The sequence below is a fragment of the Pseudomonas citronellolis genome (assembly GCF_900112375.1).
Lineage (GTDB): Bacteria > Pseudomonadota > Gammaproteobacteria > Pseudomonadales > Pseudomonadaceae > Pseudomonas > Pseudomonas citronellolis.
On sequence record NZ_FOLS01000023.1, the window covers coordinates 37,772 to 61,148 of the forward strand.

The 23,377-nt window shown below is 67.0% G+C and carries 19 protein-coding genes; 6 read left to right on the top strand and 13 right to left on the bottom strand.

All coding sequences use genetic code 11. The annotated features are described in order from the left end of the window. Positions 1-7 precede the first annotated feature (7 nt). Both BM060_RS20880 and BM060_RS20885 read left to right on the top strand, forming a co-directional pair. Positions 8-1,075 (top strand): HlyD family secretion protein, encoded by a 1,068-nt coding sequence (locus BM060_RS20880; RefSeq protein ID WP_074982608.1) that lies wholly within the window; start codon positions 8-10, stop codon positions 1,073-1,075. Further along, positions 1,072-2,484: an efflux transporter outer membrane subunit gene (locus BM060_RS20885; protein ID WP_074982610.1), complete on the top strand. Its 1,413-nt coding sequence runs from the start codon at positions 1,072-1,074 to the stop codon at positions 2,482-2,484. Before BM060_RS20880 ends, BM060_RS20885 begins: the two co-directional genes overlap by 4 nt. 438 nt (positions 2,485-2,922) lie before the next feature. Here BM060_RS20885 and BM060_RS20890 read toward each other — a convergent pair whose 3' ends face one another. Together BM060_RS20890 and BM060_RS20895 are read right to left on the bottom strand one after the other, a co-directional pair. Beyond that, positions 2,923-4,293: a DUF1329 domain-containing protein gene (locus tag BM060_RS20890; RefSeq protein ID WP_074982613.1), complete on the bottom strand. Its 1,371-nt coding sequence runs from the start codon at positions 4,291-4,293 to the stop codon at positions 2,923-2,925. 23 nt (positions 4,294-4,316) lie between these two features. Next, on the bottom strand, positions 4,317-6,290 hold the full coding sequence (locus BM060_RS20895; RefSeq protein WP_074982615.1) for a DUF1302 domain-containing protein: 1,974 nt from the start codon (positions 6,288-6,290) through the stop codon (positions 4,317-4,319). Between the two features lie 446 nt (positions 6,291-6,736). Between BM060_RS20895 and BM060_RS20900 the strand changes: the two genes are divergently transcribed. Beyond that, the gene (locus BM060_RS20900; protein WP_074982617.1) at positions 6,737-7,603 is read left to right on the top strand and encodes a pirin family protein; all 867 of its coding nucleotides are present in this window, start codon (positions 6,737-6,739) and stop codon (positions 7,601-7,603) included. A gap of 41 nt (positions 7,604-7,644) precedes the next feature. Beyond that, entirely contained in the window at positions 7,645-8,877 is a 1,233-nt protein-coding gene (locus BM060_RS20905) for a sugar MFS transporter (protein WP_074982622.1), read from the top strand. Positions 8,878-9,292: 415 nt separating this feature from the next. Here BM060_RS20905 and BM060_RS20910 read toward each other — a convergent pair whose 3' ends face one another. The 5 genes from BM060_RS20910 to BM060_RS20930 form a co-directional block, all read right to left on the bottom strand. Beyond that, entirely contained in the window at positions 9,293-10,024 is a 732-nt protein-coding gene (locus BM060_RS20910; RefSeq protein WP_074982624.1) for a dienelactone hydrolase family protein, read from the bottom strand. A gap of 74 nt (positions 10,025-10,098) precedes the next feature. Further along, entirely contained in the window at positions 10,099-11,997 is a 1,899-nt protein-coding gene (gene htpG / locus BM060_RS20915) for a molecular chaperone HtpG (RefSeq protein ID WP_074982626.1), read from the bottom strand. Between the two features lie 98 nt (positions 11,998-12,095). Then, positions 12,096-13,325, bottom strand: a complete 1,230-nt coding sequence (locus BM060_RS20920; protein WP_074982628.1) for an MFS transporter — start codon at positions 13,323-13,325, stop codon at positions 12,096-12,098. Positions 13,326-13,337: 12 nt separating this feature from the next. After that, positions 13,338-13,784 (bottom strand): PaaI family thioesterase, encoded by a 447-nt coding sequence (locus BM060_RS20925; RefSeq protein WP_074982631.1) that lies wholly within the window; start codon positions 13,782-13,784, stop codon positions 13,338-13,340. Continuing rightward, entirely contained in the window at positions 13,781-14,248 is a 468-nt protein-coding gene (locus BM060_RS20930) for a PaaI family thioesterase (protein ID WP_074982633.1), read from the bottom strand. The genes BM060_RS20925 and BM060_RS20930 overlap by 4 nt, the downstream gene beginning before the upstream one ends. 161 nt (positions 14,249-14,409) lie before the next feature. Here BM060_RS20930 and BM060_RS20935 point away from each other — a divergent pair, with 161 nt between their 5' ends. After that, positions 14,410-14,628 carry a hypothetical protein gene (locus tag BM060_RS20935; protein ID WP_009619390.1) on the top strand — a complete coding sequence of 73 codons (219 nt, stop codon included), beginning with the start codon at positions 14,410-14,412 and terminating at the stop codon, positions 14,626-14,628. 55 nt (positions 14,629-14,683) lie between these two features. On the opposite strand, the gene BM060_RS20940 is transcribed toward BM060_RS20935, so the two are convergent. Further along, entirely contained in the window at positions 14,684-15,430 is a 747-nt protein-coding gene (locus tag BM060_RS20940; protein WP_074982635.1) for a DUF599 domain-containing protein, read from the bottom strand. A gap of 301 nt (positions 15,431-15,731) precedes the next feature. Here BM060_RS20940 and BM060_RS20945 point away from each other — a divergent pair, with 301 nt between their 5' ends. Beyond that, entirely contained in the window at positions 15,732-16,262 is a 531-nt protein-coding gene (locus BM060_RS20945; RefSeq protein WP_074982637.1) for a fimbrial protein, read from the top strand. A 396-nt stretch (positions 16,263-16,658) separates the two neighbouring features. On the opposite strand, the gene brnQ is transcribed toward BM060_RS20945, so the two are convergent. The 5 genes from brnQ to odhB form a co-directional block, all read right to left on the bottom strand. After that, complete coding sequence (gene brnQ / locus BM060_RS20950) at positions 16,659-17,966, bottom strand: branched-chain amino acid transport system II carrier protein (protein ID WP_074982638.1); 1,308 nt, start codon at positions 17,964-17,966, stop codon at positions 16,659-16,661. A 444-nt stretch (positions 17,967-18,410) separates the two neighbouring features. Next, positions 18,411-19,292 (bottom strand): succinate--CoA ligase subunit alpha, encoded by an 882-nt coding sequence (sucD, locus tag BM060_RS20955; RefSeq protein ID WP_074982640.1) that lies wholly within the window; start codon positions 19,290-19,292, stop codon positions 18,411-18,413. Then, positions 19,292-20,458, bottom strand: coding sequence for an ADP-forming succinate--CoA ligase subunit beta (gene sucC / locus BM060_RS20960; protein WP_074982642.1), 1,167 nt, complete (start codon positions 20,456-20,458; stop codon positions 19,292-19,294). Before sucC ends, sucD begins: the two co-directional genes overlap by 1 nt. A 161-nt stretch (positions 20,459-20,619) precedes the next feature. Beyond that, positions 20,620-22,056 carry a dihydrolipoyl dehydrogenase gene (gene lpdA, locus BM060_RS20965; protein ID WP_074982644.1) on the bottom strand — a complete coding sequence of 479 codons (1,437 nt, stop codon included), beginning with the start codon at positions 22,054-22,056 and terminating at the stop codon, positions 20,620-20,622. Between the two features lie 81 nt (positions 22,057-22,137). Beyond that, positions 22,138-23,373, bottom strand: a complete 1,236-nt coding sequence (odhB, locus tag BM060_RS20970) for a 2-oxoglutarate dehydrogenase complex dihydrolipoyllysine-residue succinyltransferase (protein WP_009619379.1) — start codon at positions 23,371-23,373, stop codon at positions 22,138-22,140. Positions 23,374-23,377: the final 4 nt, after the last annotated feature.

Sequence of the window (23,377 nt, forward strand, 5' to 3'; positions counted from 1 at the left end):
AGCCATCATGTCCAAGACATTCCTCACTTCCCGCCGCGCGAGCCTGACAATGGCCGCGCTGCTGCTGCTCGCCGCCCTGGCCTGGCTGCTACTGCGCCTGCTCGGCCCGGAGCGCGAACAGAGCACCGACGATGCCTACGTGCACGCCGACTTCACCCTGGTGGCGCCCAAGGTCGCCGGCATCGTCGACAGCGTATTGGTCGAAGACAACCAGTCGGTGAAAGCCGGCCAGGTGCTGGCGCGCATCGATCCACGCGACTACCAGGCCGCGCTGGCCGCCGCCGGGGCCGAGCTGCTCTCGGCGCGGGCGCGCCTGCGCCACGTCGGCGCCGACCTGGAGCGCCAACAGGCGGTGATCGCCCAGAGCGCCGCCCAGGTCGCGGCCGACCAGGCCACCCAGCGCTTCGCCCAGCAGGAACTGCAGCGCTACCAGCACCTCGCCAGCCAGGGCGCCGGCACCCTGCAGAACGCCCAGCAGGCGCGCTCGCGCCTGGACAACGCCCAGGCCGCGCTGGACAAGGCGCGCGCCGCCAACCTGGCCGCGCGCAAGCAGCTGGATGTGCTGCAGGCCCAGCAGGCCGAGGCGCAGAGCGCGGTGCAGCGCGACGAGGCGCAGTTGCAGCAGGCGCAGCTGAACCTGTCCTATTGCGAGATCCGCGCGCCCTTCGACGGCATGGTCGGCCGCCGCGGCGTGCGCGTCGGCGCCTACGTCACCCCGGGCAGTCCGCTGCTGGCGGTGGTGCCGCTGCAGCAGGCCTACGTGGTCGGCAACTTCCAGGAAACCCAGCTCACCGAAGTGCATCCCGGCCAGGCGGTCGAAGTGCGCGTCGACACCTTCCCCGGCCAGGTGCTGCGCGGCCACGTCGACAGCATCGCCCCGGCCACCGGCCTGAGCTTCGCGCCCATCGCCCCGGACAACGCCACCGGCAACTTCACCAAGGTGGTGCAGCGCATCCCGGTGAAGATCGTCCTGGAGCCGAACCAGGCGCTGCTGGCCCGCCTGCGCGTGGGCATGTCGGTGGTGGCCAGCATCGACACCGCCTCCGCCGGCGGCGAGCAGGTGGCCGCGCAATGAAGCACGCCCCGCTCCTGCTCGCCTGCCTGGCCCTGGGCGCCTGCAGCCTAGGCCCGGACTTCCGCCGACCCGACGCCCAGGCGCCGGCCGCCTGGAACGCCAAGGGCGACGACGTCGCCAGCCGCCCCGCCGGCGGCTCCGTGGAAAGCCGGTGGTGGAAGCTGTTCAACGACCCGCAGCTGGACCGCCTGCAGGCCCGCGTGGCCGCCGGCAACCTCGACCTGCAGGCCGCCGCCGCGCGCCTGGAGCAGAGCCGGGCGATCCGCCGGGCGCTGGGCGCCGACGCCGTGCCGCAGGTGGATGGCAATGCCGGCTATGCGCGCCAGCGCAACAGCGAGGTGGGCCTGTCCGACCCGTCCGGCGAGGCTGGCCGGCACAACTTCAATCAGCTCGACGCCGGCTTCACCCTGAGCTGGGAGTTGGACCTGTGGGGCCGCGTGCGCCGCGAGCTGGAGGCCGCCGACGCGCAGGTGCAGGCCAGCGAGGCGAGCCGCCATGACGTGCTGGTGGCGGTGCTGGCCGAAAGCGCCCGCGACTATGTGCAACTGCGTGGCGAGCAAGGCCGCGAGGCGATCCTGCGCGGCAACCTGGACATCGCCCGGCACAGCCTGCAGCTGACCCAGCTACGCCGCGCCGAAGGCGTGGCCACCGAGCTGGACGTCGCCGAGGCCAAGGCCCAGGTGGCGGTGATCGAGTCGCAGCTGCCCGGCAGCCAGAAGCGCCAGGCGCGCCTGCTCAACGCCCTGGCCTTCCTCCTCGGTGAACAACCCGGCGCCCTCGCCGGCGAACTGGCCCAGGCCGCGCCCATCCCGCGTCCGCCCCAGGCGGTGCCGGTGGGCCTGCCGGCGGAACTGGCCCGGCGCCGCCCGGACATCCGCCAGGCCGAGGCCGTGCTGCATGCGGCCACCGCCAGCATCGGCGTGGCCCAGGCGGACTTCTACCCGCGCATCAGCCTCAACGGCGACTTCGGCTTCCAGGCCCTGCAACTGGCCAACTTCGGCGACTGGAACAGCCGCACCTTCGGCATCGGCCCCAGCCTGCACCTGCCGATCTTCGAAGGCGGCCGGCTGAAGGGCACCCTGGCCCTGCGCGAGGCGCAGCAGAAGGAAGCGGCCATCGCCTACCGGCGCACGGTGCTCAATGCCTGGCGCGAGGTGGACGATGCGCTGAACGACTACGCCGCCGACCAGCGCGAGCTGGCGGCCCTGGATGAAGCGGTGGAGCACGGCCGCACGGCCTTGGCCAATGCCCGCGAGCAGTACAAGGCGGGGGCCGTGGATTTCCTCAATGTGCTGAGTGCGCAGCGCGAGTTGCTGGCCAGTGAAGAGCGCCAGGTGCGCAGTAGCGAGGCGGTGGGGGTGAATCTGGCGCTGCTGTACAAGGCGTTGGGTGGGGGGTGGGAGTCGTAGGGCGTACAACCGTTCGCGGTTGTACGCCGTTACAGCTATCTCGTGGTTGGGGTCGGAGTGAGGCCGGGCGGTGCTTCGTGGCCGAACCCGGAGCGTTGTGGGGCCACGGTCAGGCGGCGGATAACCGCGAACGGTTATTCGCCCTACGTTTGTCTGGGGCTTCTGTGCGATGCGAGAGCACCCTCTCCCCAGCCCTCGGCTGCGCGCCCCGCCCTGAAGGGAGAGGGGGCTTGTCCGTGCCGAGAGAAGATTTGGTGTTCCGGGCACTCGGTACAAGCCGGCTAACGCCGAAACATCCGAGCGCGCCGAACGGTCCCCTCTCCCTTCAGGGCGGGGCGCGCAGCCGAGGGTTAGGGAGAGGGAGCGGAGTCAATCCAAAGCACAGCAGACCCCGGAGACTCCATTCGCGAGCAAGCTCGCTCCTACAAAAAGCGCGTCCTAACGGGAGGCCTTCCTCCGCAAAGCCGCCGGGCTGAACTCCGCCACGTCCGGCGCCGGCTTGCTGAAGTCGGCGGTGCCCGGCTCCTCGTTGTCCAGCCACTGCACGCTGTAGCGCCGCGACTGCAGGTCGTGGAAGGTGTCCAGCGCGGTCCAGACCATGGGCTGTTCGTAGAAGTTCTTCAGGTAGGCCATCGATACCCGCCACAGCTCGCCACGGCCATCGTACTGGTCGACCACCGCCGCGCCCCAGCTGTCCTCGTCCAGGTACAGGGTGCGCTTGCTGTAGATGTGCCGCGCGCCGGGCTTGAGCTTGCCTTCCACCACCCACACCCGGTGCAGTTCGTAGCGGGTGTATTTCGGGTTGATGTGGCCGGGGGTGAGCAGGTCCTTGTATTTCACCTCGGGGCTGGTTACCAGGTAGTTGTTGTAGGGGATGTAGATTTCCTTCTTGCCCACCAGGGTCCAGTTGTAGCGGTCCGGCGCGCCGTTGTACATGTCGGTGTCGTCGGCGGTGCGCAGGCCGTCGGAGTCCTCGATCGGGGTGTCGTAGGCCAGCGTCGGCGCGCGCCGCACGCGGCGCTGGCCGGGGCTGTAGCCCCAGGCCTGGCGCGGTTCCTTGACCTGGTCGAGGGTTTCCTGCACCAGCGCGCCCTCGCCTGCCAGGCGCGCCGGGGCGGTGGTGAAGGTCATGTAGTAGAACAGGGTGTTGCCCAGCTGCTCGAAGCTGCCTTTCGGGTCGTAGAAGCGGAACAGCGCGGCGTCCTGGCTGGTGACCAGGGAGTAGGCGCCGTTGCGCTGCACGCCGGTCTGCGCCGAGCGCCGTTCGATGTAGCTGCCGCGGTAGCGGGCGATGTGGTTCCACAGCGCTTCCAGGCCGCTCTGCGGGATCGGGAAGGGAATGCCGCCGTAGGCGTCGGCGAAGCCGTTGCCGCCTTCCACCAGCTTGCCGCTGGTGGCGTTGCGGAAGGTGTTGTCGTACACCCACTGCGGCGCCGAACCGGAACGGCGGGTGGGGTACACCGGCATCTGGAAGCTGTCCGGGTAGGTGTTGAACAGGGCGATCTGGCCGGGCGTCAGGTTCGCCTTGTACTGCTCCAGGTTGGCCTTGGTGATGGTGAACTGCGGCTTGTCGCCGGCGAAGGGGTCGACGTGGTGGCTGCCCGGACCCTTGTAGCCGGCCGGCGCCTGGGTCAGGCCGCCGCTCCAGGCGGGGATGCTGCCGGCGGCGTTGCCGGCCTTCTCGGCGCCCAGCGGCGTCAGGCTGCTCTTGAGCTGTGCGGCCTGGTCGGCGCTCACCGCCGCGCGGGCATCTGTCGCCACCAGGGCCGCCAGGGCCAGCAGCGCGATCATGGGTTTCTTGGCGATCATGCGAGTCTCCATCACCTGGCTGATCAGAACGAGTACTTGGCGCTGATCGAGACGTTGTCCCGGTCACGCATGGAGTTGTTCACCCCGGCGCCGTAGTAGTTGGTGTACTGCATGCCCACCTGGAAAGTGTTCAGGTAGGTGGCGTCGGCGCCGAGGGTGTAGGCCTTGCGCCCTTCGATGAAGTTGCCGGTGCGGTCGGAGTTGCCCTTGAAGTCGTCCTGGTAGACCACGTAGGGGCTGAGCTTCACGCCGGCGAACACGTCGTTCCAGGTGCCGCTGAGCAGCAGGGTGTAGCCGTAGCTGTCGCGGCTGATCTGGTCGCCGTCGTCGGAACCGCCGACATAGGACTTGTCCTGGGCGCCGACGAAGCGGCGCTTGCTGCCGTCCCAGGCGGTGTACTCCAGGCTGCTGCCGCGGATGAACTCGCCGGCCACCTCGGCCACGCCCACCACCGAGTCGAAGGTCATGTGCGGGCCGAAGTTGTAGATGCCGGTCAGCGAGGCGTTGTAGGTCTCGGCGCGCTCGTAGTTCTGGAACAGCGAGCCGCGGCACAACTGCTTGCCGGACACCGCCGCGCAGGCCTGGTCGGCCGGGGTGTTGGCGTCGTAGAGGTTGGTCAGGCCGAGCACGCCCTGGGTCAGCAGGTCGCCGAGCAGGTCGTTGGTGGCCGCGATGCTGATCGGCATGTTCGGCCGGTAGGCCAGCTCGCCGGCCACCGAGGCGTCGCCCAGGGTGGTGTTGAAGCTGAAGCCGTACATGCGGATGTCTTCGACGTAGTCGCGGCGCGCCTGGGCGTTGCTGGCCAGGTCCAGGGTGGCCAGGCCGGGCACCGCCTCGCCCAGGCCCAGCGGGCCGAGCACGCCGTTGAGGGCGGCGATGTCGGCGCCCTGGTAGCTGCGCAGGTCCACCGCCACCTGGGGTTCCTTGGCGTGGTAGTTGACGAAGTACAGGCCGAACTCGGTGGAATTGAGCTGCTCGGCGATGTAGCGGAAGGCCACACCGTATTCGCCGCTGTCGCGGGCATCGAGGTCCTTGCCGATGCTGGCGACCTTGAAGGTGCCGGTGTTGGGGTTGAGGTAGGCGTTCGGGCCGGCCGGGCCGTTGCCCAGCAGGCCGAGCCCGGCCACCAGCGGGTAGCCGGCCAGCAGTTGCTTGAACTCCGGGCTGTCTTCGGTGGTGTAGGCGACGTCGCCGCCGTCGGCGAACAGGTCGGTGTCGGCGAAGTAGGTGCCCACCGGGTCCAGGCGCGTCTCCTTCCACTTCCACTGGTAGTAGCTTTCCATCGACAGGTTGTCGGTCAGCCCCAGGTTGAAGCTCAGGGCCTCCACCGGCACCAGCACTTCCTTGAGTTCCGAGCCCGGCAGGTGGAAACGCGAGGCGTCCACCGGGTTGATGGTGTTGATGCCGCCGCGGTAGAAGGTGCTCTCGCCCCAGTTCAGCACCTGGCGGCCGACGCGGCCGGTGACCGGGTGCTCGGCGACGTCCCAGTCGCCGGAGAGGTAGGCGTCGAGCAGCTCGGCCTTGCGCCCGGCGATGTGCCGGGTGTCCTGGGTGAAGCGGTCGTCGTCGGGGTAGGACTGGCTGGGGCGCTCGACGCCGTCGGTGGTGCTCAGGTAGTCGTTGCGCTTGTCCATGATCTGCGTGTCGTAGTAGGCGGTGCCACGCATGAACAGGCCGTAGTTCTGGTACTTGGCCGAGAGGTCCGAGGTGAGCTTGAACACCTGGGAGACCAGGCCCTTGTCGAAGTTGCGGTTGCCGTCGTCGGTGTTGATGTCGTCTATGTTCTCGGTGCCACGGCCCTGCACGCGCCACATGGCGCCGTACGACAGGGTACTGTCCAGCGAGCCGGTGACCTGGTTGTCGGCGAAGCTGAACTCGACGGCCTGGACACTGCCCGCCACCAGCAACGGCAGCAGCCCCATGAGCGCGCCGGCGCGCCTGGGCGCCCAGAACGACGGGTTGCCCCAACCCCTTTCGATGCACGTACGACGGTTCATCGAAGCATTACCTCCATGACGGCCAAGATTTATCGCCCCGGGCATTGCGTCCGGCGCTGTTCTTATTCGTTTCTCGGCTGCTGGCCGGTCTGGCGGCCCAGCAGTACAACTCCTCGGATGGCGCTTGCCGGCGCCGGCTGGCTCCTCTGGCGAATCCCCTGCACGCGGAATCTGGCACGATAGTGCAAGCAAGGTAACAAACTGTTTCCCCACTTGCCAACCCGAAAGCATGAACGCCCATCGCACGAAAGCGCGATCCAGACGGATTGGACTTCAGGCAGCGAAGGCTCCGCAATGACAGGTCGCGCCACTGCGACTCACAAATCTGACCGTCGGCCCGGCGGCGGCAGGCAGCCGGCGAAGGAAACGAGGCGGCCCGCGCCCGGGCTCAGCGGTGCGGCGGCGAGCGGCTATCCTATTGGCCATAGCCTTCCGGAAGCCTCGCCATGACCGCCGCCCCCTTCGCCATCCGCCCCCACGCCGACGAGGTCGAGGGCATGCCGATCCTGCGCGCCCTGCCCTCCGCGCAGTTCCGCAGCATCGGCCCCTTCGTGTTCTTCGACCACATGCTGGCCACTGACTTCGCGCCGGGCCAGGGCATGAACATCAACCAGCACCCGCACATCGGCCTGTCCACCCTCACCTACCTGTTCGAAGGCCAGGTGCAGCACAAGGACAGCCTGGGTTCGGACCAGTTGGTGCTGCCCGGCGACGTCAGCTGGATGACCGCCGGGCGCGGCGTCGCCCACGTCGAGCGCACCCCGCGGGCGCTGCGCGAAAGCGGTTCGCGCCTGCACGGCCTGCAGGTCTGGCTGGCCCTGCCGCAAGCCGAGGAAGGCCGCGAGCCGAGCTACAGCCACCACCCGCTGGCCAGCCTGCCGCAGAGCGAGAGCCTGGGCGTTCGCATCCGCCTGATCGCCGGCAACGGCTTCTGCCTGGTCTCGCCGGTGCCGGTGCTGTCGCCCACGCTCTACGCCGATATCGAGATGGTCGCCGGCAGCACCCTGACGCTGCCGCCTGAACATCCGCAAAGGGCGCTCTATCTGTTGGAAGGCGAGGCCCTGCTCGACGACGATCCCGCGCCGCTGCGCCAGCTGCTGGTCCTGCCCGAGGGCGAAAGCCCGGTGCTGAGCGCCTGCGCCGACTGCCACGCGGTGCTGATCGGCGGCGAGCCGCTGGATGGTGAGCGGCGGATGAACTGGAACTTCGTCGCCAGCGACCCCGCGCTGATCGACGAGGCCCGCCGGCGCTGGGCCGCCGGCGACTGGCCGACGGTCCCCGGCGAGCGCGAGCGCATCGAGCTGCCGCGCTGAGGCGCGGCCCTCCCCCTTTCCTTCCACGTCCTGGAGCTGCCATGCCAGAGCAGAATCGTCACACCGGCGCACTCACGGTGCTCACCGTGCTCTTCTTCATGTGGGGGCTGATCACCTCGCTGAACGACATCCTGGTGCCGCACCTGAAGGCGGTGTTCACCCTCAACTACGTGCAGGCGTCGCTGGTGCAGTTCAGCTTCTTCACCGCCTACTTCGTCATGTCCTTCCCGGCCGGGCGGCTGGTGGAGCGCCTGGGCTATAAGCACGGGATCATCGTCGGCCTGGTCACTGCCAGCGCCGGCTGCCTGCTGTTCCTGCCGGCAGCCAGCGCGCAGTCCTACCCGGCGTTCCTCGCCGCGCTGTTCATCCTCGCCTCGGGCATCACCCTGCTGCAGGTGGCGGCCAACCCCTACGTCAACGTGCTCGGCAGCCCGCAGTCGGCCGCCAGCCGGCTGAACATGACCCAGGCCTTCAATTCCCTGGGCACCACCGTCGGCCCGCTGGTGGGCTCGGTGACCATCCTCGCCATAGGCGCGGGCGCGGCCAGCGAACTGGGCAGCGCCGCCGCCGAGGCCGATTCGGTGAAGACGCCCTACCTGGTGCTGGCCGCCCTGCTGTTCGCCATCGCCGTGCTGATCGGCCTGTTCCGCCTGCCGCGGATCAGCCACGGCGAACCCAGCGACGGCGCGGCCGCCGGCCGGCAGTCGCTGTTCGCCCATCGGCACCTGCTGTTCGGGGTGCTCGGCATCTTCTGCTACGTCGGCGCCGAGGTGGCCATCGGCAGTTACCTGGTCAGCCTGATGGGCCAGCCGGACATCGCCGGCCTGCCCGGCGAACAGGCCAGCAAGTTCCTTTCGCTGTACTGGGGCGGCGCCATGATCGGCCGCTTCATCGGCAGCGTGCTGATGCGCAGCATCCGCCCCAACCGCATCCTGGCCTTCAACGCGGTGACCAACGCCGTGCTGCTGGCGGTGGCCATCGGCGTGGGCGGCCACCTGGCGATGTGGGCGCTGATCCTCATCGGCCTGTTCAACTCGATCATGTTCCCGACCATCTTCTCCCTGGCCCTGGAAGGCCTGGGCAACCTGACCAGCAAGGGCTCGGGCCTGCTGTGCATGGCCATCGTCGGCGGCGCCCTGGTGCCGCTGGTGCAGGGCTTCTTCGCCGACCATATCGGCCTGCTGCATTCCTTTGCCATTCCGCTGGTGTGCTACCTGTATATCTGCTGGTTCGGTGCGCGGGGGTATCGGGCGGATGAGGCTGGGGCAAGGTGAGGGGGCAATCGCGGACGGAGTCCGCTCCTACAGTTCCAGGAAAGCCCGTAGGATGGGTTGAGCGAAGCGATACCCATCAGCGCAACCGCATGGGTTTCGCAAGCTCAACCCATCTTACGAAGAACGCCTCGGCGCAGACAGTTGCTCCTACAGTTCCAGGGAAGCACGGGCGCAGGAGCGGACCTTGTCCGCGATTGGATTCACCGGCCACACCGGACGCCCCGGCGCCACGAATAGGTGTTTCTGCGTAGGGCGCATAACGCCTACGGCGTTATCCGCCGAATCGCGGACGGAGTCCGCTCCTACGGTTCCAGGGAAGCACGGGCGTAGGAGCGGACTTTGTCCGCGATTGGATTCAGCGGCCGCACCGGACGCCCCGGTGTGCCGGACTTTTGCATGGCCGAACGAAACCGCCCTACTCGCCGAACTTCTCATCCAGCAAATCGTACATCGCCTGGAACGCCCGGCGGGCCACCTTGGCGTCGTATTGCATCTTGCCCGGAATCTGGGCCTGCGGATCGGTGAAGGAATGCGCGGCGCCACCATAGCTGGTCAACGCCCAGTCCACGCCCGCGTCGTTCATTTCCTTGGCGAAATCAAGCAGTTGCTCGCGCGGCACCAGCGGGTCGATAGCGCCGTCGAGGACCAGCACCGAACCCTTGATGTTCTTCGCATCCGCCGGGTTGGGCGAATCCAGGGTGCCATGGAAGGACACCGCCGCGGCCAGCGGCGCACCGTCGCGGGCCAGGTCCAGGGCGCAGCAGCCACCGAAGCAGAAGCCGAACGCGGCCAGCTTGGCACCATCGATCGGTGCCTTGCCGGCCTGGGCCTGGAGCGCCTTGAAGGCCGCCTGCATGCGGCGGCGCAGCGAGGCGCGGTCGTTCTTCAGCGGCATCATGGCGGCGCCGGCCTGCTCCGGGCCGTCGGGGCGCACGTCCTTGCCGTAGAGGTCGGCCACCAGCACCACGTAGCCGTGGCCGGCGACCTGGCGGGCGATGTCCAGAGCGCCCTGGCTGACGCCCATCCAGTTCGGCGCCATCAGCAGGCCGGGGCGCTGCACGGTGCTGGAGGCGTCGAAGACCAGTTGACCTTCGAAGGACACGCCGTCGACTTCATAAGCGACGGGTTGGACGCTGATCTGGCTCATGGGGTGACTTCCTTCAGTGGGGGTAGGAAAAGCACAAAGCCCGCTTAAGGCGGGCTTTGTGTGAGGTTACCGGCTCAGGCGGAAAGTTCCACCAGCAGCTTGTTCAGGCGACGCACGTAGGCGGCCGGGTCCTTGAGGCTGTCGCCGGCGGCCAGGGCGGCCTGGTCGAAGAGGATGTGCGCCAGTTCGCCGAAGCGGTCCTCGTCCGGCTCCGCGTCGAGCTTCTCGATCAGCGGGTGGGCCGGGTTGAACTCGAAGATCGGCTTCGACTCCGGCACCTTCTGCCCGCTGGCCTCGAGAATCTGGCGCATCTGCAGGCCGAGGTCGGCCTCGCCGATGGCGAGGATCGCCGGCGAGTCGGTCAGGCGGTGCGACACGCGCACTTCGGCGACTTCCTCGCCGAGGGCGGCCTTCAGGCGCTCCACCAGGCCTTCCTTCGCCTTGGCCACTTCTTCCTGGGCCTTCTTGTCCTCTTCGGAATCCAGGCTGCCCAGGTCCAGGTCGCCGCGGGCGACGTCGACGAAGGCCTTGCCGTCGAAGTCCGACAGGTAGCTCATCAGCCACTCGTCGATGCGGTCGGTGAGCAGCAGCACTTCGATGCCTTTCTTGCGGAAGACTTCCAGGTGCGGGCTGCTCTTCACCTGCGCGTAGCTCTCGCCGGTGAGGTAGTAGATCTTGTCCTGGCCTTCCTTCAGGCGGCCCAGGTAGTCGGCCAGGGACACGCTCTGCTCGCCGGACTCGTCGCTGGTGGAGGAGAAGCGCAAGAGGCCTGCGATCTTTTCCTTGTTGGCGAAGTCTTCCGCCGGGCCTTCCTTGAGGACCTGGCCGAAGTTCTTCCAGAAGCCCTTGTAGGCCTCGGGATCGTTGCTCGCCAGTTTCTCCAGCATGTCCAGCACGCGCTTGGTCAGCGCCGACTTCATCGAGTCGATCACCGGGCCGGACTGGAGGATCTCGCGGGAGACGTTCAGCGACAGGTCGTTGGAGTCGACCACGCCCTTGATGAAGCGCAGGTACAGCGGCAGGAACTGCTCGGCCTGGTCCATGATGAACACGCGCTGCACGTACAGCTTCAGGCCGCGCGGGGCTTCGCGGTGGTACAGGTCGAACGGCGCGCGGCCGGGTACGTAGAGCAGCGAGGTGTATTCCAGCTTGCCTTCGACCTTGTTGTGGCTCCAGCTCAGCGGGTTCTCGAAGTCATGCGCGATGTGCTTGTAGAACTCCTGGTATTCCTCGTCCTTGATCTCGGTGCGCGGACGGGTCCACAGGGCGCTGGCGCGGTTGACCACTTCCCACTCGGTTTCCGCCGGCGCCTCTTCACCGTGCTGTTCTTTCGGCAGCTCGATGGGCAGGGCGATGTGGTCGGAGTATTTCTTGATGACGTTGCGCAGGCGCCAGCCATCGGCGAACTCGTCTTCGCCGTCCTTCAGGTGCAGGACGATGCGGGTGCCACGCTCGGCCTTGTCGATGGTGGCGACTTCGAACTCGCCCTCGCCCTTCGACGACCAGTGCACGCCCTCGCTGGCCGGGGCGCCGGCGCGGCGGGTGAAGACGTCGACCTTGTCGGCGACGATGAAGGCGCTGTAGAAGCCCACGCCGAACTGGCCGATCAGGTGCGAATCCTTCTTCTGGTCGCCCGAGAGGTTCTTCAGGAAGTCGGCGGTGCCGGACTTGGCGATGGTGCCCAGGTGCGCGATCACTTCCTCGCGGCTCATGCCGATGCCGTTGTCTTCGAGGGTGACGGTCCTGGCGTCCTTGTCGAAGCTGACGCGGATCTTCAGCTCGGCGCCGCCTTCGAGCAGCTCGGGCTTGGCCAGGGCCTCGAAACGCAGCTTGTCGGCCGCGTCGGAGGCGTTGGAAATCAGTTCGCGGAGGAAGATTTCCTTGTTCGAATACAGGGAATGGATCATCAGGTGAAGCAGTTGCTTCACTTCGGTCTGAAAGCCCAGGGTCTCTTTCTGCGTCTCCACGCTCATAGGTTCTCGCTCCGAGGATGACAAAAGCCGCAGCGGGCGGCGGATGTCAGCGAGATGGGGGCTTCCTGAAGCTTTTCAAGGGTTTGCCGCGACGAACGTCACTGCGGCAGGAGTTCGATGGCGCTGATCTCCGCAGGCCGCAGGCTGTAGCTGGCCTGGCCGGCGCCGGTGAGCAGGTGGCGGATGACCACCCGGCCGTTCGGGTCCAGGCCGGTGAACACGCCTTCGGCCACGCGCCCGCGTTCGGTGGTCACGCGCATGCCGCGGTTGACGTAGCGCTGCGGCTCGGCCTGCAGGCGCTCCAGGCTCAGCGGCCGCGTCGCGCTGCCGGGCTGCGGCGCGGCGGGCCCGGGTTCGGCCACCGGGGCGCTGGCCTCGGCGCGCGGCGCCAGCTTCGGGTAGCGGTCGCCGCGCACCGCCCAGCCACGACTGGCGCTGCGCTTGAGCTCCAGGTCCAGGTGCTGCGCTTCGCCGTCCAGGCGGAAGTCCAGCGGCACCTGCATGATCGGGCCCAGGGGCTCCAGGCGCGTCTCGGGCAATTCCAGCTGGCGGCCCGGGAAGCGCCGCTGCAGGTAGTCGCGCAGGACGTAGGCCAGGGTGTCGGCGGAGTCGAAACGGGTGTCCACCTGGCCGTCGCGGTAGCGCAGGCGGTCGGTGTACAGCTCAATGCGGCCGCTGAGGGTGGTGCGGTATTCCGTCGGCAGCACCAGGTGGAAGTCGCCGCGCAGGCGGTTGGGCGCCTCGGGCTGCAGGTCCAGGTGCAGGCTGTAGCCGCGCTCCAGGCGCACGGCCTCGGGCAGGTCGGCGCCCGGCGCCAGCCAGCTGACCTCCACCACGGGCCGCGGCCCGCGGTCGTCCGGCAGCACGTCCAGGCGCAGCGGCCCGTGCGGCTGGGCGGCCAGGCGGATGCGCACCGCGCGGTGGGCATAGAAGTCCTGGCCCTCGCGCAGGCTGAGCACGCCGTCGATCAGCTCCGCCTGCTGCGGCGCGAAGGCCTGGCCGTCGAGTTCGCCGCGCAGGGCGATGTCCAGCTCCGGCGCCGCCACGGGCTCGCTGCGCAGCCATTGCAGGCTGAGGATGGCCTCAAGCCGCGCGCTGTCGCGGCTGGCGAGCATGGCCAGGCCGACGACCAGGGGAATGCAGCCCAGGGCGCCGAGGAACAGCGCCTTGCGCGCGAAGCCCCAGTGCCGCGCCAGGAACACCGGCGCCAGGGGCGGCAGCAGGCAGGCCAGGCCCCACAGCGGGCCGCGCTCGAACGCCAGCATGACCAGCCAGGCGTAGCCGGCCAGTGCCAACAGCAACCCGCCGAGGATCAGCAGCGTATCCATCGTGCCCTGGCCTCAGGCGCCATCGACCTTGAAATGCGCCCGCGCAGTGGCGATCGGCTCGGCGCGGTTGGTCTGCCAGGCGGTGATGGCGACGTTGGCCACGCGCCGGCCCTGGCGCCACACCTGGCACTGGGCGTAGGTGTCGCGGAAGTGCCCGGCGCGCAGGTAGTCGACGGAGAAGTCGATGATCTTCGGCAGGTGCGGCACGCCCATGAGCATCAGCAGGTGCAGCATGGCCGCGTGTTCCATGAAGCCGGCGATCACCCCGCCGTGCAGCGCCGGCAGCGTCGGGTTGCCGATGTTGTCGCGGCTGGCCGGCAGGTGGAAGATCACCTCCTCGCCCAGGCGCAGGCAGCGGATGCCGATCAGCCGGGCGTAGGGGATCATGTCCAGCAGCGGGCTGAAGTCGTTGTCCTGGTGCATCTGGCGCAGCAGGTTCTCGATGTTCGGCGTGCTCATGCGCCCTCCCCCTTGGCGCCCGCCGGCGCGCCGGTGGCGCCCTTGCCCAGGCGCATGAAGGTGCCGACCACGTGGGCGATGGGCTGCTCGGGGTCGTCCTGGTAGGCGATGCCGCGGGTGAAGATGACGGTGGGCGTCACGCGGTAGCACTCGGCGAAACCGAAGATGTCCTTGTGCGGCTCGGCCGGGTGCATGTAGTCGATGCGCAGGTCGAGGGTCGGGCAGATTTCGAACTGCGGCAGCACGCAGAGCGTCGAGATGCCGCAGGTGGTGTCCATCAGGGTGGTGATGGCGCCGCCGTGGATCACGCCGGTTTCCGGGTTGCCAACGATCGCTTCGCTATAAGGCAGGCGCAGGGTCAAACCCTTTTCGTCCGCGGCATGGGCCGCGATGCCCAGTACCTGGCAATGGCGCAGGACGGCGAGGAAGCGTTGCGCGCGCTCTAGAATGGACATTTCACTCATGCGGATCGGGGCCCCGGGATGCTCGAAGGCGCATGATACTCCGCCGCCAACGGGCCCTGCAGTGAATAATCGTAGTGCCGGCGCAAACTTGCGTTGAACTTCTGAGGAAGGTCTCAGCTCAAAGGGCTAACACCAGGAACGCCGCACATGGAGGCTCCACGATGAAAAAAACCCTTCCCTTCGCTCTGATGCTGGTTGCAGGCCTGACGCTGGCCGGCTGCGACAAGAAAGAAGAGCCCAAGGCCCCGCCGGCCGCGCCGAGCACCGAGCAGCCGGCGACCCCGGCGCCGACCACTCCGCCGGCCAACGAAGCCGCTCCGGCGCCGACCACCCCGGCTCCGGACACCGCGCCGGCTCCGTCCAACGAGGAGCAGAAGTAACCGCCCGCTCCCCGTACAACGCACAAGGCCCGCATTCGCGGGCCTTGTCGTTTCTTCACTCCGGCTCTTTCGCCGGCTCCCCGTGGGGCGTGGGGGTGAACACCATCACCTTGAGCACGTCGGAATGGAATTCGCGCTGGTACAGCACCCCGACCACCCCGGCGGTGACCAGCATGAAGATCCACGGGTTGATGAACCAGGCCAGCATGGCCAGGCCGAAGTAGTAGGAACGCAGGCCCTGGTTGAACTGGTGCGCGGCCATGGACACCACCCGCGCGGCGCGCTCGGCGAAGGCATTGCGCTCCTGCTCGCCGACGTGGCGCTCGCCGATCATCGGCGCCGAGCCCACCAGCACGGCGGCGAAGTTGTACTGGCGCATGCACCAGCTGAAGGTGAAGAAGGCATACACGAACACCACCGCCAGGCACAGCAGCTTCAGCTCCGACAGCCCGCGGGTCGGCGAGGCCACGAAAGGCAGGTCGGCCAGCACCGACACGGTGCGCTCGGCCGAGCCCAGCAGGGTGAGGATGCCGGCCAGGATGATCAGGGTGCTGGAGGCGAAGAACGAGGCGTTGCGCTCCAGGTTGCCGATCACGCTGGCATCGGCCACGCGGTTGTCGCGCAGCAGCAGGCGGCGCATCCAGTCCTTGCGGTACAGGTGCAGCACGCTGGCCAGGCACGCGGTGTCGCGGGCCCTGTGGCTGGCGTAGCGGGCATAGCCGACCCAGCAGAAGGCGAACCAGAGCATGGCCAGCAGGTTCCACAGGTACTGGATATCGAAGAGGTCGACGACGTCGGTCATGGGCTTCCTTGGCGGGCCCTGTCGGCGGGCCGGGCCTGTTGATCGGGTGATTGAGGGAGAACGCGGCAGATAGACGCCGGATGTCGGCGGGAAGACACGAAGCTGCGTCACCTCCCCCATCGGGACACTTGACTACGCCAAACCGAAGGCAATTCCTACAAGCAAACGAGCCTTTCCCTCAAAAGCCCTGTCCTAGAATCGCGGCGGCCATCACGGCATTCCCGGCGCATCTGTGCAGATCGCCCAGTGAGTCGTGAGCAAGCGCACAAACCCGACCTCCCTCACTTGTAGTTGGACCAAAATGAAAACAATCGCCTTTGCCTTCGCCCTGTCCGGAACCCTTCTGGCCAGCAACGCCCAAGCCGCCGCAGGCTCGGTAAGCTTCGACGGATACATCACCCCCTCTACCTGCGCCGTAGCCGTCAACGGCCAGGGCGAACATGGCGCCGTGACCTTGAAGCCGGTCGGCTGGGAAAAGCTCCAGAACGCGGGGGACCTGGCCGGCGACACGCCATTCTCCATCACCCTCAGCGGCTGTGGTGAAAGCGGCGCGCCGGCCTGGGTCCGCCCCAAGTTCGCCTCTGCCGGGGTGAACCCCGCGACCGGCAACCTCAGAAACCAGAGCGGCGACGGCAACTCGGACATCGAAATCCAGTTGCGCAACGACACCTACGCCGCCATCAACCTGATGACCAACGAAAACAACTCCCCGCAAGTGGCCGACTCGGTCATGACGTTCGACTATCACGCCCACTACTACCGTGCCGGGACCACGGGCACCGTAAGCGGTCGCGTCACGGCGAAGCTGGAGTTCTCGGTGGAGTACATATGACGGTCCCCTCCTCGATAATGTGAGGACCCGTAGGGCGGATAACGCCTACGGCGTTATCCGCCGAATCGCGGACAGAGTCCGCTCCTACGGTTACAGAGAAACACGGACGTAGGAGCGGACTCCGTCCGCGATTGGATTTACCGGTCACGCCGAACGCCCCGGTGGCACGGCCAACGGCGTATAACCGCGAACGGTTATACGCCCTACGCTCCCGCCCCACAGACAAACACGACGTCCCGTAGGATGGCGTTGAGCGAAGCGATAGCCATCACCATGGCCCGATGGGTATCGCAGGTTCAACCCATCCTACGAAAAGCACCTCGGCACGTCGGCAAGGCAGTCGCGCAACGAAAAAGGCCGCCTCGTGGGCGGCCTTTCTCATTGTGGCGGGCCCGGTCAGGCCACGGCTTCGCTCGGTTCGCCGAGCAGGCGGTCGATCACCACCATCACGGCGAGCATGGCCACCGACGGAATCAGCCAGGCCAGGCCCTGCTCGGACAGCGGCAGGTGGGCCAGCCATTCCGGCAGGGCGAAGCCGGCGCCCTTGAGCGCGTCGATCATGCCGAACACCAGCGACACCGTCATCACCGGGACGACTATGCGCGTCTGCGACTTCCACAGGCCGGCGCAGAAGCTCAGCGCCACCAGCACGATGCACGGCGGGTAGATGGCAGTCAGCACCGGCACCGAGAACTGGATCAGCTTGGTCAGGCCGAGGTTGGACACCAGCAGCGAGAAGCCGGCCAGGATCACCACCAGGCTGCGGTAGGACAGCGGCAGGATGCGGCAGAAGTACTCGGCGCAGGCGCAGGTCAGGCCCACGGCGGTGACCAGGCAGGCCAGGGCGATGAGCACGGCGAGGAAGCCGCTGCCCAGGGAGCCGAAAGTGTGCTGTACGTAGGCATGCAGCACGGCCGCGCCGTTGGTTGCGCCGGCGGCGATGTCGTGGCTGCCCGAGCCCAGGCGGAACAGGCTGATGTACACCAGCGCCAGCCCTACCCCGGCGATCAGCCCGGCGATCACCGCGTAGCGGGTGATCAGGCGCGGCGACTGCACGCCGCGGGAGCGGATGGCGTTGACGATGACGATGCCGAAGACCAGGGCGCCCAGGGTGTCCATGGTCAGGTAGCCGTTGATGAAGCCCTGGGAGAAGGCCGCATGCTCGTAGCTCGGCTCGGCCTGGCCGATGGTCCCGGCCGGCAGCATGAAGGCGGCGATGCCCAGCGCGGCCAGGGCGATGATCTTCAGCGGGGCGAGGAAGCGGCCCACGGTGTCCAGCAGCTTGCCGGGGTACAGCGAGATCAGCAGGACGATGACGAAGTACACCAGGCTGTAGAGGAACAGCGGCAGCGGGCCGTCGCCGGTAAGCGGCGCCAGGCCGACTTCGAAGGACACGGTGGCGGTGCGCGGGGTGGCGAACAGCGGGCCCACGGAGAGGTAGCAGACCGCCGCCAGCAAGCCGCCGGCGACGCGCCCGATGGGGTGGCTCAGGGTGTCCATGGCGCCGCCGACCTTGGCCAGGGCGACCACGGTGATGACCGGCAGGCCGACCGCGGTGATCAGGAAGCCGAGGGCCGCCATCCATACGTGCGGGCCGGAGTGCAGACCGACGATGGGCGGGAAGATGATGTTGCCGGCCCCGACGAACAGGGCGAAGGTCATAAAGCCGAGCGCCAGGATGTCCTGGCCTTTCAAGACGTTCATTTAGGGGAATACCACAGTGCTTAAACGGGTTTCGTGGCCTCCCAAGGCACAACAGCCGAACGGGCACGGCGCAGCCGCATCGGGGATGCCTGCGTTCATACCTGCACGGGAGATTGTTCTTGGAAGTCCGATAGCAGAGGTTTTCCATGGGCTCGTGGCCCGTTTGCTCCTGCATTCTGGTTGTCCCGCCATCCATGACGGTCCGGAATAGCCGCCGCTCCGGGTAGGAGTTGGCGGTTAGCACGCCTTCCCTTGTGGGGAACGCAGCGCTGGAGATAGTTGCTAGCCTAACGATCTATCCCGATGAACTGTACTGACGTATGTCAGCTCGTCCGCGGGATGAAAGGGCGTGTCGCCTGAACGACACTTCTTGCGACGAAGCAGCAATGCAAGAGGCCACCCGAAGGTGGCCTCTCGCGACGGACGGTCAGGTAAGCGAAGCGCTTACTTGGTCGCCCAGCCGGTCAGCTCGGCCAGGGCCTTGCCGATGTCGGCCAGGGAACGCACGGTTTTCACACCGGCGTCCTGCAGGGCGGCGAACTTCTCGTCCGCGGTGCCCTTGCCACCGGAGATGATGGCGCCGGCGTGGCCCATGCGCTTGCCGGGCGGTGCGGTGACGCCAGCGATGTAGGACACCACCGGCTTGGTCACGTTGGCCTTGATGTAGGCAGCGGCTTCTTCTTCAGCCGAACCACCGATCTCGCCGATCATGACGATGGCTTCGGTTTTCGGGTCTTCCTGGAACAGCTTCAGGATGTCGATGAAGTTGGAGCCCGGGATCGGGTCGCCACCGATGCCCACGCAGGTGGACTGGCCGAAGCCGGCGTCGGTGGTCTGCTTCACGGCTTCGTAGGTCAGGGTGCCGGAACGCGACACGATGCCCACTTTGCCCGGCAGGTGGATGTGACCGGGCATGATGCCGATCTTGCACTCGCCGGGGGTGATCACGCCCGGGCAGTTCGGGCCGATCAGGCGTACGCCCAGCTCGTCGCACTTGACCTTGGCTTCCAGCATGTCGATGGTCGGGATGCCTTCGGTGATGCAGACGATCAGCTTGATGCCGCCGAAGGCCGCTTCCAGGATAGAGTCCTTGCAGAACGGAGCCGGAACGTAGATGACCGAGGCGTCGGCGCCGGTGGCTTCCACGGCTTCCTTGACGGTGTTGAACACCGGCAAGCCCAGGTGGGTGGTGCCGCCCTTGCCGGGGGTCACGCCGCCAACCATCTTGGTGCCGTAGGCGATGGCTTGTTCGGAGTGGAAGGTACCCTGCGAGCCGGTGAAGCCCTGGCAGATGACTTTGGTGTCTTTATTGATCAGGACGCTCATTACTTACCCTCCGCGGCCTTGACGACTTGCTGGGCAGCGTCGGTCAGGCTGGTCGCCGCGATGATGTTCAGACCGCTTTCGGCCAGGACCTTGGCGCCGAGGTCGGCGTTGTTGCCTTCCAGACGAACGACAACCGGGATTTTCACGCCGACTTCTTTCACGGCGCCGATGATGCCTTCGGCAATCATGTCGCAGCGAACGATGCCGCCGAAGATGTTCACCAGAACAGCAGCGACGTTGCTGTCGGACAGGATGATCTTGAACGCTTCGGTCACGCGTTCTTTGGTGGCACCGCCGCCAACGTCGAGGAAGTTGGCCGGCTTGCCGCCGTGCAGGTTGACGATGTCCATGGTGCCCATGGCCAGGCCGGCGCCGTTGACCATGCAGCCGATGTTGCCTTCCAGCGCGACGTAGTTCAGTTCCCACTTCTGCGCATGGGCTTCACGAGCGTCGTCCTGGGACGGGTCGTGCATGGCGCGCAGCTTGGGCTGACGGTACAGGGCGTTGGAGTCGATGTTGATCTTGGCGTCCAGGCAGTGCAGGTTGCCGTCCTTCTTGATCACCAGCGGGTTCACTTCCAGCAGTGCCAGGTCGTAGTCCTGGAACAGCTTGGCCAGGCCAACGAAGATGTGGGTGAACTGCTTGATCTGGTCGCCCTTCAGGCCCAGCTGGAAGGCCAGCTCGCGGCCCTGGAACGGCTGGGCGCCGACCAGCGGGTCGATGGTGGCCTTGAGGATCTTCTCGGGAGTGTCGTGGGCGACCTTCTCGATGTCCACGCCACCTTCGGTGGAGGCCATGAAGACGATGCGACGGCTGGAACGGTCGACGACGGCGCCGAGGTACAGCTCCTTGTCGATGTCGGTGCAGGATTCCACCAGGATCTTGCTGACCGGCTGGCCATTGGCGTCAGTCTGGTAGGTCACCAGACGCTTGCCCAGCCAGTTGGCGGCGAACGCCTTGGCGTCCTCCTTGCTCTTGACCAGCTTCACACCGCCCGCTTTACCGCGGCCACCGGCGTGCACCTGGGCTTTGACGACCCACTCGGTGCCACCGATTTTCTCACAGGCTTCTGCGGCCTCTTCGGGTGTGTCGACGGCGTAGCCCTTGGATACGGGCAGGCCGTACTCAGCGAACAGCTGCTTACCCTGATACTCGTGGAGATTCATGCTTGTCTACCGTTTTTCGTCTTGGGTATTGCGCATTCGGCACAGCGCTCGTGGCGCCGCACCACCTGTGATTCCCACGCCGCGGCGCGGGAATCCGGCGGGGTGGTCACGACAGCCCCTCGCGAATGACTGCCGCCCTGCCCCGCCGTGGTCCTACCGCCTCAGCGCTTCTTGCGGTTGGCGATGTGGATGGCGTGGCCATTCACCGCCAGGGCCGCTTCGTGCAGCGCTTCGGACAGAGTCGGGTGGGAGAAGACCATCATGCCCAGGTCTTCGGCGCTGGTGCCGAATTCCATGGCGATCGCGCCCTGCTGTACCAGCTCGGCGGCGCTCGGGCCGATCACGTGGACGCCCAGGACGCGGTCGGTCTTGGCATCGGCGATGACCTTGACCAGGCCGGTGGTGTCGTTGGCAGCCATAGCGCGGCCGCTGGCGGCGAACGGGAAGGTGCCGACGTTGACTTCGACGCCTTCGCCCTTGAGCTGCTGCTCGGTCTTGCCGACCCAGGCGATTTCCGGGTGGGTGTAGATGACCGACGGAATCAGGTCGTAGTTCATCTGCGCTTTATGACCGGCGATGCGCTCGGCGACCATCACGCCCTCTTCCGAGGCCTTGTGCGCCAGCATGGCGCCGCGGACCACGTCACCGATGGCGAAGACGCCCGGAACGCTGGTCTTGCAGTGGTCGTCGACGTAGATGAAGCCACGCTCGTCGAGGGTCACGCCGCTGTCGGCGGCCAGCAGGTCGGTGGTCACCGGGCGACGGCCCACGGCCACGATCAGCTTGTCGAAGGTTTCCTTCTGCTCGCCGTTGGCGTCGGTGAAGGTCACGGTGACCTGCTTCTTCTTCACCTCGGTGCCGGTGACGCGGGCGCCCAGGCGGATATTCAGGCCTTGCTTGGTCAGGACCTTCAGGGCTTCCTTGGCGATCTGCTCGTCGGCGGCCGGGAGGAACTTGTCCAGGGCTTCCAGGACGGTGACTTCGGCACCCAGGCGGGCCCAGACCGAACCCAGCTCCAGGCCGATGACGCCGGCGCCGATCACGCCCAGCTTCTTCGGCACGGCCTGGAATTCCAGGGCGCCGGTGGAGTCGACGATGATGTCGTCGGTCAGCGGGGCCGGCGGGATCTCGACCGGCTTGGAACCGGAGGCGATGATGATGTTCTCGGCTTCCAGGACCTGCACCTTGCCGTCCAGACCGGTGATTTCGACCTGCTTGTTGGCCAGCACCTTGCCGTGGCCTTCGAAGGAGGTGACGCCGTTGGCCTTGAACAGGGTGGCGATGCCGCCGGTCAGGTTCTTAACGATGTTCGCCTTGCGCGCGACCATGGCCGGTACGTCGATGGTGACGCCCTTGGCTTCGATACCGTGGACGGCGAAAGCCTCCTTGGCCTCGTGGTACTTGTAGGAGCTGTCCAGCAGCGCCTTGGACGGAATGCAGCCTACGTTCAGGCAGGTACCGCCGAGGGCGACCTTGCCCTCCTTGCCGATGTACTTCTCGATGCAGGCGGTCTTCAGGCCGAGCTGGGCGGCACGGATGGCAGCCACGTAGCCGCCGGGGCCGGCACCAATCACAACCACGTCGAATTTCTGGCTCATATCTCAATCCTTATTCCGGTGAAGCGGACGGCCCCTCGCGGGGCCGTCGTGTAGTACGGGGCCGTCAGGTGAAATGACGAATCAGACGTCCAGCAGCAGACGAGCCGGATCTTCCAGCAGGTCCTTCATGGCGACCAGGAAGCTCACCGCTTCCTTGCCGTCGATCATGCGGTGGTCGTAGGACAGCGCCAGGTACATCATCGGCAGGATCACCACCTGGCCGTTAACGGCCATCGGGCGTTCCTGGATCTTGTGCATGCCGAGGATGGCGGTCTGCGGCGGGTTGACGATCGGAGTCGACAGCAGGGATCCAAATACGCCACCGTTGGAAATGGTGAAAGTACCACCGGTCATGTCTTCGATGGACAGCTTGCCGTCTTTGGCCTTCTTGCCGAAGGTGGCGATGCCGTTCTCGATCTCGGCCAGGCTCATGAACTCGGCGTTACGCAGTACCGGTACCACCAGGCCGCGGTCGCTGGACACGGCGACACCGATGTCCTGGTAGCCGTGGTAGACGATGTCGTTGCCGTCGATCGAGGCGTTGACGCCGGGGAAGCGCTTCAGGGCTTCGGTGGCGGCCTTGACGAAGAAGGACATGAAGCCCAGGCGCACGCCGTTGTGCTTCTTCTCGAACAGGTCCTTGTACTTGTTGCGCAGGTCCATGATCGGCTTCATGTTGACTTCGTTGAAGGTAGTCAGCATGGCCATGGAGGACTGGGCTTCGACCAGGCGCTCGGCGACCTTGGCGCGCAGGCGGGTCATCGGCACGCGCTTCTCGACGCGGTCGCCGGCGGCGAACACCGGGGCCTCGGCGGCCGGAGCGGCCGGCTTGGCGGCGGCCGGAGCGGCAGCCGGGGCGTTCTTCTTGGCCTCGACGGCGGCGACCACGTCTTCCTTGGTCACGCGACCGCCCTTGCCGGTGCCGGCGATGCTGTTCGGGTCGATGCCGTTCTCTTCGGCGAGCTTGCGCGCGGCCGGCGAGAGGATGGCGTCTTCACCGGCGGCGGCCGGAGCGGCAGCGGCAGCCGGGGCAGCAGCCGGAGCTGCGGCGGCCGGGGCCGGAGCGGCGGCAGCGGCGCCGCCTTCGCTCAGCTTGCCGAGCAGTTCGTTGGAGAGGACGGTGTCGCCTTCGTTCTTGACGATCTCGGCCAGTACGCCGTCGGCCTCGGCCAGCACCTCGATGACCACCTTGTCGGTCTCGATGTCGACGATCAGTTCGTCACGCTTGACGGCTTCACCGACCTTCTTGTGCCAGGTGGCGACGGTGCCGTCGGCGACCGATTCCGGGAAGGTTGGGGCTTTGATTTCGATAGCCATTCTG